This is a genomic window from Candidatus Margulisiibacteriota bacterium, from assembly GCA_041661965.1.
GTDB lineage: Bacteria > Margulisbacteria > WOR-1 > O2-12-FULL-45-9 > XYB2-FULL-48-7 > XYB2-FULL-45-9.
Genome location: JBAZTH010000004.1, coordinates 39,371 through 55,116 on the forward strand (window position 1 = coordinate 39,371; position 15,746 = coordinate 55,116).

Annotated in this window: 11 protein-coding genes, 1 tRNA gene and 2 rRNA genes; 2 read left to right on the top strand and 12 right to left on the bottom strand. The window is 50.2% G+C overall.

The genetic code is table 11. From position 1 onward, the window contains the following. Nucleotides 1-34 precede the first annotated feature (34 nt). The 11 genes from murC to WC772_08690 form a co-directional block, all read right to left on the bottom strand. A complete protein-coding gene (gene murC / locus WC772_08640) occupies nucleotides 35-1,420 on the bottom strand; it encodes a UDP-N-acetylmuramate--L-alanine ligase (protein ID MFA6170814.1) in 1,386 nt (461 codons plus the stop codon). After that, nucleotides 1,407-2,462, bottom strand: a complete 1,056-nt coding sequence (gene murG, locus WC772_08645; GenBank protein ID MFA6170815.1) for an undecaprenyldiphospho-muramoylpentapeptide beta-N-acetylglucosaminyltransferase — start codon at nucleotides 2,460-2,462, stop codon at nucleotides 1,407-1,409. Before murG ends, murC begins: the two co-directional genes overlap by 14 nt. Beyond that, complete coding sequence (ftsW, locus tag WC772_08650; protein ID MFA6170816.1) at nucleotides 2,459-3,550, bottom strand: putative lipid II flippase FtsW; 1,092 nt, start codon at nucleotides 3,548-3,550, stop codon at nucleotides 2,459-2,461. Before ftsW ends, murG begins: the two co-directional genes overlap by 4 nt. After that, a complete protein-coding gene (murD, locus tag WC772_08655) occupies nucleotides 3,532-4,833 on the bottom strand; it encodes a UDP-N-acetylmuramoyl-L-alanine--D-glutamate ligase (protein MFA6170817.1) in 1,302 nt (433 codons plus the stop codon). The genes ftsW and murD overlap by 19 nt, the downstream gene beginning before the upstream one ends. Beyond that, nucleotides 4,830-5,783: a phospho-N-acetylmuramoyl-pentapeptide-transferase gene (mraY, locus tag WC772_08660; GenBank protein ID MFA6170818.1), complete on the bottom strand. Its 954-nt coding sequence runs from the start codon at nucleotides 5,781-5,783 to the stop codon at nucleotides 4,830-4,832. Before mraY ends, murD begins: the two co-directional genes overlap by 4 nt. A gap of 84 nt (nucleotides 5,784-5,867) precedes the next feature. Continuing rightward, nucleotides 5,868-6,479 carry a hypothetical protein gene (locus WC772_08665; GenBank protein ID MFA6170819.1) on the bottom strand — a complete coding sequence of 204 codons (612 nt, stop codon included), beginning with the start codon at nucleotides 6,477-6,479 and terminating at the stop codon, nucleotides 5,868-5,870. Between the two features lie 138 nt (nucleotides 6,480-6,617). After that, nucleotides 6,618-8,027, bottom strand: a complete 1,410-nt coding sequence (locus WC772_08670; protein MFA6170820.1) for an FAD-binding oxidoreductase — start codon at nucleotides 8,025-8,027, stop codon at nucleotides 6,618-6,620. A gap of 236 nt (nucleotides 8,028-8,263) precedes the next feature. Then, nucleotides 8,264-8,381 (bottom strand): 5S ribosomal RNA (rrf, locus tag WC772_08675). A 70-nt stretch (nucleotides 8,382-8,451) separates the two neighbouring features. Beyond that, nucleotides 8,452-11,313: ribosomal RNA gene (locus WC772_08680) — 23S ribosomal RNA — on the bottom strand. A 335-nt stretch (nucleotides 11,314-11,648) separates the two neighbouring features. Further along, nucleotides 11,649-12,404 (bottom strand): HesA/MoeB/ThiF family protein, encoded by a 756-nt coding sequence (locus tag WC772_08685; GenBank protein MFA6170821.1) that lies wholly within the window; start codon nucleotides 12,402-12,404, stop codon nucleotides 11,649-11,651. Then, nucleotides 12,394-12,930 (bottom strand): TMEM165/GDT1 family protein, encoded by a 537-nt coding sequence (locus WC772_08690; GenBank protein MFA6170822.1) that lies wholly within the window; start codon nucleotides 12,928-12,930, stop codon nucleotides 12,394-12,396. The genes WC772_08685 and WC772_08690 overlap by 11 nt, the downstream gene beginning before the upstream one ends. Nucleotides 12,931-13,896: 966 nt before the next feature. Between WC772_08690 and WC772_08695 the strand changes: the two genes are divergently transcribed. After that, nucleotides 13,897-13,968, top strand: a tRNA-Asn gene (locus WC772_08695). A 43-nt stretch (nucleotides 13,969-14,011) separates the two neighbouring features. Next, entirely contained in the window at nucleotides 14,012-14,659 is a 648-nt protein-coding gene (locus WC772_08700) for a DUF4386 domain-containing protein (GenBank protein MFA6170823.1), read from the top strand. Nucleotides 14,660-14,765: 106 nt separating this feature from the next. Here WC772_08700 and WC772_08705 read toward each other — a convergent pair whose 3' ends face one another. Further along, nucleotides 14,766-15,521, bottom strand: a complete 756-nt coding sequence (locus WC772_08705; GenBank protein MFA6170824.1) for a hypothetical protein — start codon at nucleotides 15,519-15,521, stop codon at nucleotides 14,766-14,768. Nucleotides 15,522-15,746: the final 225 nt, after the last annotated feature.

Sequence of the window (15,746 nt, forward strand, 5' to 3'; positions counted from 1 at the left end):
AAAAGCTTTAAGCTGTAAGCTGAAAGCTTTCTTTTTATTCCCTCATCTTCAATCTAAGCAGGATCTCTTTGCCGACGGTATGGATATCGCCCGCCCCAACCGTCAGGACAATATCGCCCGGCTTGATCTCTTTCATCAGCTGTTCAACGATCTTTTCTTTCTTCGGGATATAGGACGCTTTTTCTTTGTCGAGCAAAATGGCGATTGTCCGACCGGTAATTCCCGGGATCGGCTTTTCCGAAGCGGCGTAGATATCGGAGATGATCACCCGGTCGGCATCGCCGAAAGCGGTGGCAAACCGATCTTTAAGAATCTTGGTCCTGGTGTAACGGTGCGGCTGGAAAACACAGACGATCTTGCGTCCCGGCCACCCGGAACGGGCGGCAGAAAGTGTCGCCTTGATCTCGGTCGGATGATGGGCGTAGTCGTCGATGATCATAATGTCATCTTGCTCGCCGACGATCGAAAAACGGCGGCGGGCGCCGACAAAGGTCTGCAAAGCGCCGACCATCAGGGAAAAATCGATCCCAAACTCAAAGCCGATGGCAAAGACCGCCAGACTGTTGAGGACATTCTGCCAGCCGGGGACCGCCAGGGCCACCTCGCCGATATCCTCCCCTTTTTTCTGGAGAATAAAAGTCGAGTTAAATTTGGAAAACTTAAGGTTCTTGGCGCTGTATTCCATCGCCGGATCGAGCCCGTAGGTGATGAAACGCTTGCCGACCCTCTCCATCAGCCGGCGATTATTGGGATCGGTCCCGTCGACCAGGATAAAACCGGTCGAAGGAACTCGGGCGGCAAACGCCTCAAAGGTCCGGAGGAGTTCGTCGATATTACCGAAATGCTCCATGTGGTCTTCTTCAATATTGGTGATGACTTCGATCGTCGGGGAAAGGAAAAGAAAAGAACTGTCCGATTCGTCCGCTTCGGCGACACAGAAGCCGCCACTCCCCATCTTGGCGTTGCCGCCGACGTAGTCCATGTCGCAGCCGATCAAGAAGGTCGGGTTCAGTTTGGCGGCGTCGAGAACTTTGGCGCACATGGCGGTGGTCGTCGTCTTGCCGTGGGTCCCGGCGATCGCGATCCGGTTCTGCGAGCGGGACATGATCCAGGCGAGCATCTCCGCCCGTTTGATGATCGGGATCTGTTTCGCCTGGGCCTCTTTCAGTTCCGGATTTTCAAAGGTCACTGCCGAAGAATAGACGACCAGATCGATCCCCCGGACGTTATTGGCGTCGTGGCCAATCTGGATCTTGACCCCCATGTCTTTTAGGCGGACGGTATTGGGGTTTTCTTTGATGTCGGAGCCGCTGACCTTAAGGCCCATCTCATGCAGGATCTTGGCCAGCCCGGAAACCCCGCACCCGCCGATCCCGACCAGATGGATACTTTTTACTTTATTAAAATCAAGCGATGACATTGAGAATATCTTTCGCCGCATTCGGCCGGGCCAAACTGCGGCAAGCGCCTTTCATTTTAGTTAAATTCAGGGTCTGATCGTTGACCAAAACAGCGAATTTCTCCGGGGTCAGCTCGCTGTTCTTGATGAATAAACCGGCCCCCGCTTCCGCCACAACTTGAGCGTTAAGGTCCTGATGCCCTTCGGCTGAAAAAGGGAAAGGGACCAGGATCATGGGCAAGCCGCGGGTTAAAAACTCGGCGATCGCCGTCGCCCCCGCCCGACTGACCACCAGATCGGCCGCCGCGATCGCTTCTCCCATATTATACATGTATTCCACCGGTTTATAAAAAGAATAATTCCGGCCGGCGAGCTGCCGCAAAACCTCCGGATAATCCCGATGGCCGACCACGTGAATGATCCTGATCCCGGGATTGATCAGGGGCAAGGCGCCCATAACCGCCCGGTTGATTGTTCTCGCTCCCTGACTGCCGCCGACCACGAGGACCACCCGTTCATCGGGCTGGCAGCCCAGCTTGGTCCGGCTGGACTCACGGTCATAAGAGAGGATCTCCCGCCGGACCGGGTTCCCGGTCACGGTCCCGGCCAGATATTGCTTCGACTGTTCGAACGAGAGGAAAACTTTTTTTGCCCAGCGGGCATAGAACCGGTTGGTCACCCCCGGCAGAACATTCTGTTCATGAATGTAGATCGGGATCGATAAAATCTTGGCCGCCAGGACGACCGGCAAACTGGCGTAACCGCCGGTTGAGAGGAGGAGCCGCGGCCGTTCTTTTCGCAAAAGCGCGAGCGCCTGAAAAAAACCGATCAAGGAAACAAAGGGGGCGGAAATCGCTTTATAGGAAAGTTTCCGCAGGAGCGCCCGCGAACGGATCAGCCTGATCGGAAAGCCGGCTTTCGGGACCAGTTCTTTTTCCAACCCTTCCGCGCTGCCGATAAATATTATCTCGGCTCGCGGATCGTGAGCCTTTAACTCCTCCGCGATCGCGATCCCCGGATAGATATGGCCGCCGGTCCCGCCGGAAACGATGGCGATCTTCATGCTGTCCCTTTCTTGGAAATATTTAAGATCACGCCGACGGCGAAAAGATTAATGATCGTAGCGGTCCCGCCGTAACTGATGAAGGGCAAAGGAATCCCGGTCGTCGGGACTAAGCCAACCACGACCATGATATTGATCAGCGCCTGGGTCGTCAGCCAGGCGACGAGGCCGGTCGCCAGCAAGCTCTTGAACGGATCTTTCGCGCCAAGGGCGATCATAAAGCCGCGGTGGGCAAAGAGGACAAAGAGCGAGATCACCGCCAGCGCCCCCAGGAACCCGGTCTCTTCGCAAAGAATGGCGAAGATAAAATCAGTGAACTGTTGCGGCAGATAGTAGAACTTTTGCCGGGAAGCCCCCAATCCCAACCCCATAAACCCACCGGAACCGACCGCCAGCAGTGATTGAATTATTTGAAAACCGATCCCCTGCGGATCCTGCCAGGGATCGAAAAAAGCCAGGAACCGCCTCATCCGGTACGGGCTGGTCACCCCCAGGAGCCCGACCGTAATTATCGCCAGGAGCCCCAAAACCGCGAATTGCGCATACTGCATCCCGGCGACAAATAGCATCGCGAAGACCGCTCCGCCTAGGGTTAAAACGGTCCCCAGATCGGGCTGCTTGATGATCAAGCCGGCGACCAGGCCGAAGATCAACAGCGCGGGGAGGACCCCGTTGATAAAATTACCGATACTCCCCTTTTTTTCGACCAGCAGTTTAGCGATAAAGACGGTCAGGGTAAACTTGATCAGCTCTGACGGCTGGAAAGACAAGATCCCCAGATCGATCCAGCGCGAAGCGCCGCTGATATTATGGCCGACACCCGGAACAAAGACCAGGATCAATAAAAGAACGGAAAAGGCAAAAAGCGGAAAAGCAATCTTTTTTAGTTTTTGCAGATCGAGGTTGAAGCCGTAAAGACAAGCTCCAGCCCCCAGCAAGAGATAAAACAAATGGCGCTTGATATAATAAAGGAGATCGGCGTGTTTCATTCCCATGGTCGGACTGGCGGAAAAAATAGTTATCGCGCCAACGGCGGAAAGCAGGATCACCGCCAGCAGGAACCAATAATCTATTTTAAGTTTCGGCATAATTCCTTGAATATCCGGCCCCGTTCCTCGTAATTACCGAACATGTCGAAACTGGCGCAGGCGGGAGAGAGGAGAACGACCTCCCCGTTGGCCGCCAAACGGTACGCTTCCCGAACGGCATCCCCCATGGAAAACCCGGCCCGGGAGATCCGGTCGTAACCAATCTCGCGCAGCGCCGCTTCAAACCGATCGGCCGCCTCGCCGATCAAGACGACCGCTTTGGCCGATTCTTTCACCAGCTTCATCATTTCATCAAGACCGACCCCTTTATCGCGCCCGCCGAGGATCAGGACCAAGCCCCGTCCTTTAAAGGTCTCGATCGCCACCATGGTCGAATCGGGATTGGTCGCTTTGGAATCGTTATAGAACTCGATCCCCTTCTTTTTCCGAACGAATTCGATCCGGTGTTCGACCCCCGGAAAAGTTTTGAGGACTTTGGCGACCTGTTCTTTTTTGATCCCGCAGAGATTGGCGACGGCGGCCGCCGCCAGGGCGTTTTCCAGATTATGCCGGCCGGGGATCTTGATCTCCGCCGGATCAAGCGAGAGAATCTCGGCAGTCTGTTTTTTCGCGAAAGGAACCGTCTGCGCCTTGGCCCCCTGGACCATTTTTACGACCTGGAGATCGTCGGCGTTATAGACCAGATGATCGGCCTTCGTCTGCTTGGCAAAAAGCCGGGCTTTTTGGGCGATGTATTCTTCAATCGTATGGTGCCGCTCCAAATGGTCGGGCTGGATGTTTAAGATCACGCTGATCGAGGGTTTGAAATCAACGATCGCTTCCAGCTGATAACTGCTGACTTCGACCACCACGTAATCAAGATCGGCATCGCTCACTTCGATCAAGGGGAGTCCGATATTACCGGCGACCGCGACCTTCTTCCCTCCGGCTTTGAGCATTTCACCGATCAGGGTCGTCGTCGTCGTTTTGCCGTTCGTTCCGGTGATGGCGATGATCGGCTTGGTCAGAAAACGAAAGGCCAGCTCGATCTCCGAGATCACGGGAATTTTATTTTTTCTAGCCAGCTCAACGATCGGAATATCGAGATGGACCCCCGGACTAACCACTACCAAGTCTAAGCCTTCAACCAGCTCCGGAGGATGCGCCCCCAGGAACAGGCGGATCCCTTTGCTCGTTAAGGCTTCAAGCTGATCTTTTGGAAAAAGCTCTTCTTTCTTTGAGTCGGTCACCGTCACGACCGATCCCAGTCCGGCCAGCTTTATGGCGGCCGAAAAGCCGCTTTTCCCTAAACCGACAATCAGTATTTTTTTGCCGGTGTTCATTTGATCAATATTCCCGCGAGTCCAAAGATCAAACCAAGTCCCCAGAAACCAAGGACAACTGGAACTTCCTTGAAGCCAAGCAATTCAAAATGATGGTGGAGCGGCGCCATCCGGAACGGCCGCCATTTAAAGAATTTATAAAAGCCAACCTGGAGAATGACCGACAATGTTTCCAGGACAAAAACACCGCCGATCACGATCAGCCGGAGCTCCTGATGCATAAGGACAGCGATCCCGGCCAGTAAGGCGCCGATCGCCAGCGACCCGGTGTCCCCCATAAATACTTGGGCGTTGGGGAAATTATAAAAAAGAAAAGCGATCACCGCGCCAGCGGCAATCAGGCATAAGCTGGTCGCGTCGACCAGCCCTAAACGGTTGGCAATAACGGCAAAAAAAAGAAAAGCGACTCCCCCGGTCCCGGCCAGCAAACCGTTGAGACCGTCAGTTAAATTGGTCGCGTTAGCGGCGCCAACAATAATAAAGGACGAGCCAAGCAAAAAGAGGATCGGTTCACTAAAGTAAAGATATTTAAGCCAGCCGCCAATTTGCTGATGATAACCGATGGTGACCAGAAAATAAGAAAAAATGGCGGCAAAGGTGGTTTGCAGCATAATTTTCTGCCAAAAAGTCAGCCCTAAATTTTGTTTCTTAGCGGTCTTAATATAATCATCGTACAGGCCGATCCCGGCAAAACAAAGCATCAGAAAAAGCAGGGCCAGGTAACGGAAATCCATTTCGACGTTGATGCAGATGAGGGTAAAAATGAAAATGGTGAGCAAAAAACCGAGCCCCCCCATGATCGGGGTCCCGGCTTTGCCGTAATGGCTTTGCGGTCCTTCCACTCTGATAAATTGCCGCAGTTTAAAATACCGCAAACCAGCGACAACCGGATAAGTGATCAGCAGGGAAATAAAGACCGCCGCAAAAAAAAGCGCAATCTGGGAAATCACGAGGCTATATTATCACATTTTAGCGAGACAAAAAAGCCCTCCCGGGGATAACCCCAAAGAGGGCTTTTATAAACAAGGAAACGATTACATTGGAATCCGCATGCCGCCTTCTAAATACAGCCCGCCGCCATTGGCGCTGACGCTGAAAGGAAAACCTCCGATGGTAACCGAATAATTGAAGCTGTTGTTGGCATACCCGACGTTGCCGTAGAGTAAACCGACCCCGGCCACCGGGAAATCAGCTCCGCCGAAGATCTTGAAACCGATCCCGCTCGCCGAGCCAGCCCCAGATACGTTGAGTTGATAAAAGTTATAATTCAATCCACCCCCAACATACGGAGAGAACGTCTGGCTTTCCATCGGGATAGCAAACCGGCCTATTCCTCCGATCTGGATCCAGCCAACGTTATTGGACGAGAGCTTATAGTTGCCTTCCGCTCCCAGCTCCAGTCCTTTTACGCTTTCAACCGGGAAGAAATAGCTTTCCACGCCGATCGATAAACCGCTGAAATCACCGGACATGAAGGTAATCTTAGGAGAGATCGACATTCCGGACTTTTTCACGGTCGTACCCGAAGCCGCCTGCGCTTGCAGAGCTTTGGCCGCCGGGGTAGTCTTCTTCACCTGCGCGTCGGCCGTTACCGCGAAAATCGCAGTCAGCATCAAAACCGTAATAACAGAAATAATTTTTTTCATTCATTTCACCCCCTTATTTTTTAAATTCGATATTTACTCACTGATTTTTAACCGCGGAATTTCCTCCTACCGGCGGACAAGAATTCCGCGGTTAAATCTCGGTTAATGCTATCATATTTCAGTTATTAAGCAAATAGGTCAAATAGCCGGAAAAATATTGCCGCGGTCCAAAATACCGGCCGGATCGAAATGGGCCTTTACCCGACGCATCTCTTCGATTCCTTTGGCCCCGTACATGACTTTTAAATATTCATATTTGATCTTCCCAATCCCATGCTCGGCCGAGACCGTCCCGCCCAGCTCAACCGCCTTCCGCACAAAGAGCCGGACCAATTCTTTGGCTCGAACCATTTCCGCCTCATTTTTAGGCAACAAGTTGACGTGGAGGTGGTTATCGCCGATATGGCCGAATTTAATATAAAAAAGCTTACAGCTTAAAGCTTTAAGCTGATTATTATAATAGTTAAACATCTCCCTGAATTTATCTTCCGGCACGGCGATATCGGTCGCCATTTTGGTCAAATGGTGTTCTTTAAACAGTTCGTTGATATGCTCCGGGATAGCGTGGCGGAACTGCCGCAGAAGGGCTTGTTGCTTAGCGTCGCTCCCGATCCAGGCTTCTTCCAGAGAAGAATCATAGGCTGACAACAGCTTCTCCCACTCTTCAAGGTAATTACTGTTCCGTTCGGTGAGCTCCTGCTCGATATAGACCGCCGCTTCCCGTTCCCGCGGGATATGGGGGTAGCTCCTCCCCAACATTTGCAAAGTGTTGGGATCAAAGTATTCAAAAAAGTTGATCGACTGATCGCGGAGTTTTTTCGCCGCTTCCACAAAGCCGATGGCTTGCGCTTCCGTCTTAAAGAAGGCGACCAGCTCAAAGGTCTCTTTCATTATCGGCAGGAGTTTGACTTCGATCTCGGAGATAAAGCCGAGGGTCCCCTCCTGGCCGATAAACAAATCGATCAGTTCCATCCCCGGCCGCGCGTAATACCCGGCCGCGTTCTTGAGCCGCGGCATGTTGTAAGTCGGCAAAGTTAAGCCGGACGCCGGCCCCTGGCCCCTTTTTAACTCCAGTTTTTCACCATTGGTTAATATTACTTTTAAGCCTACAGTATGATCGCGGGTCGAACCGAAACGGTAGCTCCGTCCGCCGGAAGCGTTAGTGTTGACGTTCCCGCCGACCGTGGCGCTCTTCTCCGTCGGATCCAGCGCGTAAAACAAGCCGTATGGCGCGCACGCTTTGGCCAATTCTTCCAAAGTTACACCGGACTGGATCAGCGCGGTCTTCTTCACTGGATCGATCTCAATTATTTTAGTGAGTTTTTGGACCGAGAGGATATTGCCGCCGAAAGGAATACAGCCGCCGGTCGTCCCGGTCTGCGCGGCGGAAAAGGTCAGCGGCGTTTTATTGGCGGCGGACTCCAGAAGAACTTCTCTGGCTTCTTTTTCATCACTAGGCAAATATAAACCTTCAGCGGAGCCGCCCGTCAGGTTCGAGCTGTCTTCCAGATAGCCGGCGATGATCGATTGGTCGGTGATTTTACGCATGTCTTCATTATATCAAATGTAGGGCAACGGCTTGTCCGTTGCCGCGGCAAGGGATGAACCCTTGCCCTACATTTAAAACATAGTATTCTCTGACCCCGCGACTGAACGTCGCGGTTAAAGCAATGTTTAACCATAACCGCGGCGTTTAGCCGCGGTTTATAACAATTTCTCTAATGGTCACAAGAAAAGCGAATACTTAACGTATTCGCTTTTCTTTAATTTATCGAGGGCAAAAACCCCGGCGACGTTCTACTCTCCCCCAAAACGAAGTTAAGGAGTACCATCGACCCGGGAGGATTTCACTGCCGTGTTCGGAATGGGAACGGGTGGGACACCTCCGGTATGGTCACCGGGATTTTTACCCTCGTATAAATATGTTAGCGTTGAAGCCCGAAATAAATCCCCGCAATGCGAGATTGAGAGAATAAATAAGTCCTCGACCGATTAGTACTGGTCAGCTCAGACGTTGCCGCCTTTACACCTCCAGCCTATCAACCCTGTGTTCTTCAGGGGGTCTTACTCCTTCACCCTTGCGGGATCCAGATGGGAAAACTAATCTTGAGGTGGGCTTGATGCTTAGATGCTTTCAGCATTTATCCCTTCCAGACATGGCTACCCAGCGTTTGCAGGTTGGCCCCACAACTGGTACACCAGAGGTCTGTTCCTTCCGGTCCTCTCGTACTAGGAAGGACTCCTCTCAATTTTCCTTGCGACTGCACCGGATATGGACCGAACTGTCTCACGACGTTCTGAACCCAGCTCACGTACCGCTTTAATGGGCGAACAGCCCAACCCTTGGAACCTGCTCCAGCTCCAGGATGCGATGAGCCGACATCGAGGTGCCAAACCTCCTCGTCGATGTGAACTCTTGGAGGAGATCAGCCTGTTATCCCCGGGGTAACTTTTATCCGTTGAGCGATGGCCCTTCCATTCAGAACCACCGGATCACTAAGTCCGACTTTCGTCCCTGCTCGACATGTACGTCTCGCAGTCAAGCACCCTTATGCCTTTACACTCGACGCACGATTTCCAACCGTGCTGAGGGTACCTTTGAACGCCTCAGTTATCCTTTGTGAGGCGACCGCCCCAGTCAAACTACCCGCCTAACTCTGTCTCCCGGCTTATCAAGGCCAGGGTTAGAAATCTAACACAACCAGGGTGGTATTTCACTGTTGGCTCCCCCCCATCCAAAAACAGGGGATCAAAGCCTCCCACCTATGCTACGCAAGCGGCGTCAAATCTCAAAGTTAGGGTATAGTAAAGCTCCACGGGGTCTTTCTGTCCTGGTGCAGTTAAACCGTGTCTTCACGGTCATCCCAATTTCACCGAGTCTCTCTCCGAGACAGCACTTCCTTCGTTATGCCTTTCGTGCGGGTCGGAACTTACCCGACAAGGAATTTCGCTACCTTAGGACCGTTATAGTTACGGCCGCCGTTCACTGGGGCTTCGATTCTGACCTTGATATAATCTCAATCATCCTCTTAACCTTCCAGCACTGGGCAGGCATCAGCCCCTATACATCCCCTTACGGGTTAGCAGAGACCTGTGTTTTTGTTAAACAGTCGCGGAAGTCTGATATCTGAGAATCCGATTTTATTCGGATCATCCCTTTTCCCGAAGTTACGGGATCATTTTGCCTAGTTCCTTAGAGAGAGTTATCTCGCGCGCCTTGGCTTGTTCAGCCTGTCCACCTGTGTCGGTTTATGGTACGATCACCTATCACAATACCCAGAGCTTTTCTCGTCAGTGCGGAGTCACTCAATATCCCCGATAAATCGGAGTACCACAATCCAATAAGTGCTATGAGTTATCCCCCTGCGTCCTTCTGGTTAACAAAATAGGCGGTAACGGAATATTAACCGTTTGGCCATCACCTACCCCTAGCTTAGCCGCGCTAGGGCTTGGCTTAGATATCGACTTACCCTGGGAGGACGAGCCTTGCCCAGGAAACCTCAGACTTTCGGCGTACGGAATTTCCATCCGTATTTTCGTTACTTATGCCGACATTCTCACTTCCGTTTCGTTCACCGTGCCTCGCGACACGACTTCAACCTACAACGGAACGCTCCTCTACCGCCCCCCGGATAAATCCGGAAGACCCGTAGCTTCGGTAGTATGCTTAGCTCCGTGTGTTTTCGGCGCAAAATCGATCGACCAGTGAGCTGTTACGCACTCTTTAAAGGATGGCTGCTTCTAAGCCAACCTCCTGGCTGTCTAGCCGACTTTACTTCCTTTCCCACTTAGCATACATTTAGGAACCTTAGCTGACGATCATGGGCTGTTTCCCTTTTGACCACGAGGCTTATCCCTCGTAGTCTCACTCCCAAGTAATGGCGTCATGGTATTCGGAGTTAGCAAGGATTTGGAAGGCCTCTCGGCCCCCTAGTCCGAACTGTACTCTACCCCCACGACGATACGCTTGAGGCTGGCCCTAAAACCATTTCGAGGAGAACCAGCTATCTCCGAGCTCGTTTAGCTTTTCACTGCTATCCTCAGGTCATCCTGAGATTTTTCAACATCAATAGGTTCGAGCCTCCCTTCAATTTTACTTGAAGTTCACTCTGCCCAAGGATAGGTCGCTATCGGTTTCGGGTCTACAACTACATACTAAATCGCCCTATTAAGACTCGCTTTCGCTACGCCTCGGGTTCAACGCCCTAAGCTTGCATGTAACTGTAAGTCGCCGGCTCATTCTTCAATAGGCATGCCGTCACCCCGGTAAACCGGGGCTCCGACTGCTTGTAGGCACACAGTTTCACGTTCTATTTCACTCCCATTCCTGGGTTCTTTTCACCTTTCCCTCACGGTACTTGTTCACTATCGGTCACTACAGAGTATTTAGCCTTAGGAGATGGTCCTCCCGGATTCCTACAGGATTTCTCGTGTCCCGCAGTACTTGGGATACCGCTAGGGCCATTTAGTCTTTCGCTTACAGGGCTATCACCTTCTATGGCGACTCTTTCCAGAGTACTTCAACTAAACTATCCGGTCCCACGTCGCGGTCCCGCTACCCCTTGAAGATAAATCAACAAGGTTTGGGCTGTTTCGGTTTCGCTCGCCACTACTACCGAAATCGTTATTACTTTCTCTTCCTCCGCTTACTTAGATGTTTCAGTTCAGCGGGTTGTCGTTAGGCACGACCAGGCTTTTCCTGGTCAGGTTTCCCCATTCGGAAATCCCCGGATCAAAGCTATTTTGACAGCTCCCCGAGGCTTATCGCAGCCAATCACGTCCTTCATCGACTTGTAGTGCCAAGGTATCCACTATGTGCCGCAGTAACTTAAATTCTCTCTTTCTCGATGCGGGAATTTATTCCTGCTTCAACCTTAACATACTTATACTTTCTAAAACCCTATTCAATTTTCAAGTAACTTGTCCACTTCCAGGCTTCTGAAGTTTTTCAGAACTAGTCCCTTTCGAGGAACCCGGAGAGGCCAATAAAAAACGCACCGAAGTGCGTTTCTCACGCTCGGTCAAAAATTTAAACACCAAATTAGGTATTAAATTTATTCACAGTCGAGGTTGTAATTATAACGTAGTTCGCAACTAGTTGTCAAGAGAAATCTTGGGGAATTTCAGCTCTTTTCCCTTTTTCCGGAAAACCCTTACCAGATAAGGGGTTTAACGGCCGCCGCAGGCCGGGCATTTCTTATTTCGGGGGACTTTGACCTTCCGCCAGGAGCGTTCCAGGGGAGCCATAACGAGCAGTTCCCCACCCGCCGTTTCGCCGAGCCCGAGGAGCAACTTGACCGCTTCGGTCGCCTGCCAGGTCCCAACCAATCCAGGCAAAACACCCAGGACCCCATTTTCCCGGCAAGCCGGAACTTCGCCCGGCGGCGGCTCTTCCGGGAAAAGGCACTGAAAGCAGGCCCCTTCGCCCGGCGTGATCGTCATCAGCTGGCCTTCAAATTGGTAGACCGCGCCGTAGATCAGGGGCTTCTTCTGGTCGACGCAGGCTTTATTTAATATGTAGCGGGTCGGGATATTATCGCTCCCGTCAATGACGATCGAGTAGTCGCCGATGATCCGGGCGGCATTGTCGGCGGTCAAGCGGGTCGAAAAAGCCAAGACGTCACATTCGGGATTCAACGCTTTGATCCGGTGAGCGGCGACTTGGGCTTTGAGCTTGCCAATATCCTCGGTTGAATAAAGCGTTTGGCGGTTGAGGTTAGAGAGCTCGATAAAATCACTGTCGACGATGCCGATCGAACCGACACCAGCGGCGGCGAGATATTGCAAGGCTGGCGAACCAAGGCCGCCAGCGCCGACGACTAAAACTTTTCCGCGGCGGAGTTTTTCCTGCCCGGCCGGGCCGACTTCAGGGAGGATCAGTTGGCGGCTATAGCGCCCTTCTTCGGGAGCGCAACTACCAGACAAAGAGCTCACCCAGGGTCCAGACCCCAAATATAATGAACATAGCGGCCCCGACAAGCTTGACCGCTCTTGCCGGGATAAGGTCTTTGGTCCACTTACCGGCTAAGGCACCGATCGAATTAACTACGATCATTGCCAGGGTCGCGCCGGCCCAAACCTGAAAAGGCGTTCCGTATTGGGCGGTCAGAGCAAGAGTGGCAATTTGCGTCTTATCTCCAAGTTCGGCCAAGAGAAAGGCGGTAAAGACGAGCCAGAAAGGAGAACGGTTGTCGGTCTCGGTTTCTTCCTCCTCCTCTTCCCGGCCAAAAATAATCCAGAGACCGAATATAATGAATAAGATCCCAGAGAGGGTTTGGATATAGATCAACGGGATGAAACGATTAAGGAGTTCGCCAGAAAATACCGCTAAAGCCATTAGTAATGCCGAGGCGCAAGCGACAGCGGCAATGACCACTCTAGCTGAATACTTGGTGGCTAGACCAAAAGTGAGGAGTTGGGTTTTGTCTCCCAGCTCCGCCACCGCGATCATTATGAATGTAGTTATAAATGGGATTAAGGACATGGGGATATTATAACATTTGGTTAGTAGGAAACCTGCGGCAATATCGCCGCCACATAGGTGGGCAAGAATTGAGCGGTTAACCAGCGGCTGAACGCCGCGGTTAAAGGGAAAGCTCTAACCGCGACGTTTAGTCGCGGTTGTAAGATCGTGAATTGCCTGCCGGCAGGCACGGCTCGGTTCCTCACGAGTTTCATGAAACCCCTTGAAGGCCATATTTGATTCACTAAAACACTTGGTTATTTATGGCTTACAATAACTACAAGGATATTTCCCCGCAGCAAGGGCCCATTCACGATTTGTATAAGCAACCAGATTCTCTGGCAAAATAGCGTCAACATAATAACACCAGGCATAATGAAACGCGTCTGATTTTGAACTCGCGTAATACAAGCCCGAATACAAGGTTGTAGTCGTAGAGACGGTCGTTGTTGTCGTTGACGCGATAGTAACAGTCGTTGTGGTAGTTGCGGGAGTACTAGTAGCCGAGCAACCAACCAAGACAAGAAGCGATAAAACAATAAGAAAAGAAGAAAGCTCTTTTATGGCTCTCACCTCAAGATAAGCATATTCTCTTATTTGGGTCATTTCAAGACTAATCGGACTTAAAACTTATCTACGACCATATTTGTTTTAAACACCAAAAGAGCGGTCTGTCCCAGTGTTGAGTGAGGCAGACACTTAAATAATGGCACTGGATTAGAATACAAGTTCAGGATGGGTGCGCTTTTTGCTTACCTTGAGAAAAATCAAAAAGCGCGAGGCCTTTTCTTTTTGACCATTTTCTTTGTGGCCGGACAAAGAAAATGGTCGCCCAGCAAAGAAGAGACGTACACCATTTGAAGCGAATAGCGTAACTACCAAGCAAAAACGCCATTTACCCTTAACAGTTGCTAAAAGTCCAAAATTTGGTAAAATTAGAAACTGTATTGGCGTTCCCCGGTAGCGCAGTGGTAGCGCAGGTGACTGTTAATCACTTGGTCGTAGGTTCGAATCCTACCCGGGGAGTGCCGATTCCATCGGCGCGACTTTCGCATTTAAGGAGAGTCTTTTGGAAAAACTATCACAGCAAAGAGTTTCAACCGCTTTAAGAATCCTCTATCCCCTCTGGCTAGTATTCGGGTCATTCAGCGTTGTGTATGTACCATCGAAGCTGCTGGTTTTAGGGAACGCCGGAGAAACCGCAAACAACATATTATCGAACGAGCTACTTTTCCGAGCGAGTATTTCAGGCAGTCTCATTACCCAGCTAATTTTTATTTTTGCCGTCCTACTGTTATATCGGTTATTCGAATCAGTTAACAAGAGCCAAGCCTTACTGATGGTTGTTTTAGCTTTAGTGAGCGTGCCGATCGCCATGCTGAACGAGCTTAATAGCGTAGCCGCCCTAATGCTGCTCAATTCTCCGGAACAAATGATGTTATTTTTGAACTTACACGCCCAAGGAATTATCATTGCCTCAATCTTCTGGGGCTTATGGCTTTTCCCGCTTGGTTATCTTGCTTACAAATCAGGTTATTTCCCCAAGGTTATTGGCGGTTTTGTTATTATCGCTGGAATTGGGTATACCTTGGGATCGTTTATTAAGTTACTCATGCCGGGATTAGAAAGCGCGATCTCCATTTTTGAGTTGATGGCATTTGGTGAAGTGATCTTTTTAGCTTGGCTGGTAATCAGGGGAGCGAAGCTAGACAGATAATTGCGTCAGACCCCTAGCCCGGTCCTACCCGGGGAGTGCCCAATTTTATTATGCGTACGTCAACATTCAAGCTTACGTTATAATATTGGAAATATGGTATAGAACATCAAGCAACCAATAACGGTCTAAACTCAAAATACCCCATATCGCTTAAAGCATTGACTGCCTCATTAACCATTTCTTTACATTCTGGACATTTTCTCGTTTCTTCAATGATTTTACGCATATCAGACGGATCGGCATAACCCTCTCTGGTTGTCTTTTTTACCTTGATAACTTCCAACAATATGCTAATTGTCGATACTGGGTGGTTTTTAGCATTGTCGATCAAGTAACCAAATAAATCATGAAGGAAAAGATATCCTTTTGACGGCTTTATTGATGGCTTTATCAAATCGATTAGCGAATCAATACTTTCATTTTCTGGCACATTTTCCAGCCAATCAAGAAACGCCAATAATTCTTCGTCTTTCGCTTCTTTCACTCTCTTTGCCCAAAAAGTTTTCAATTTCGGCCATGAATTTGTTCTATTTATTTTATCTTCAATCAATATCTTCTCAAGAGATCCTCCAATAAAATATATTGCATGTTGTCTAACTATCATTGGGGCCTTTTTGAAGAACTTATTAATAAGACTATTTGTTTGGTCAAGATCTTCGAGTCCCCATAGATAAGAAATCATCATATGTTCAGCCAATCGATCGTTTTCGGATTTTCTTTCACTTGATGTCTGATGAATTAAGTTATTTATCCCCCGATCATAGTGGTTCTTTAGTAATTCAAATATTTGTGAGTAAAATTTACTGAAAAGCATATAACCCTGCCAGTCCGCTTTCCAGATATTGCTTTTATCCTCTGCCATTGGGAATATTCGCCCACCAGCAAGCATCTTTTTGGCCCACTCCTGGTCAAGGTAGCACAAGTGAACAAAGAAACGGCCAAACATGGAATGCACAGAAGTGACCTTACCCCCAAAAACTGGACCACTTGCAATTAGAATTTAGGCCGGTAATACTAATTGAAGGAGGATCATTTATGAAGGGGAAAAGGATGTCCGAAGAACAGATAATTGGAGCGTTAAAAGAGG

Bases quoted from the DNA above. Each gene is read 5' to 3' on its own strand.
- murC (MFA6170814.1), bottom strand. From the start codon at position 1,420: ATGTCATCGCTTGATTTTAATAAAGTAAAAAGTATCCATCTGGTCGGG.
- murG (MFA6170815.1), bottom strand. From the start codon at position 2,462: ATGAAGATCGCCATCGTTTCCGGCGGGACCGGCGGCCATATCTATCCG.
- ftsW (MFA6170816.1), bottom strand. From the start codon at position 3,550: ATGCCGAAACTTAAAATAGATTATTGGTTCCTGCTGGCGGTGATCCTG.
- murD (MFA6170817.1), bottom strand. From the start codon at position 4,833: ATGAACACCGGCAAAAAAATACTGATTGTCGGTTTAGGGAAAAGCGGC.
- WC772_08665 (MFA6170819.1), bottom strand. From the start codon at position 6,479: ATGAAAAAAATTATTTCTGTTATTACGGTTTTGATGCTGACTGCGATT.
- WC772_08670 (MFA6170820.1), bottom strand. From the start codon at position 8,027: ATGCGTAAAATCACCGACCAATCGATCATCGCCGGCTATCTGGAAGAC.
- WC772_08690 (MFA6170822.1), bottom strand. From the start codon at position 12,930: ATGATCGCGGTGGCGGAGCTGGGAGACAAAACCCAACTCCTCACTTTT.
- WC772_08705 (MFA6170824.1), bottom strand. From the start codon at position 15,521: ATGGCAGAGGATAAAAGCAATATCTGGAAAGCGGACTGGCAGGGTTAT.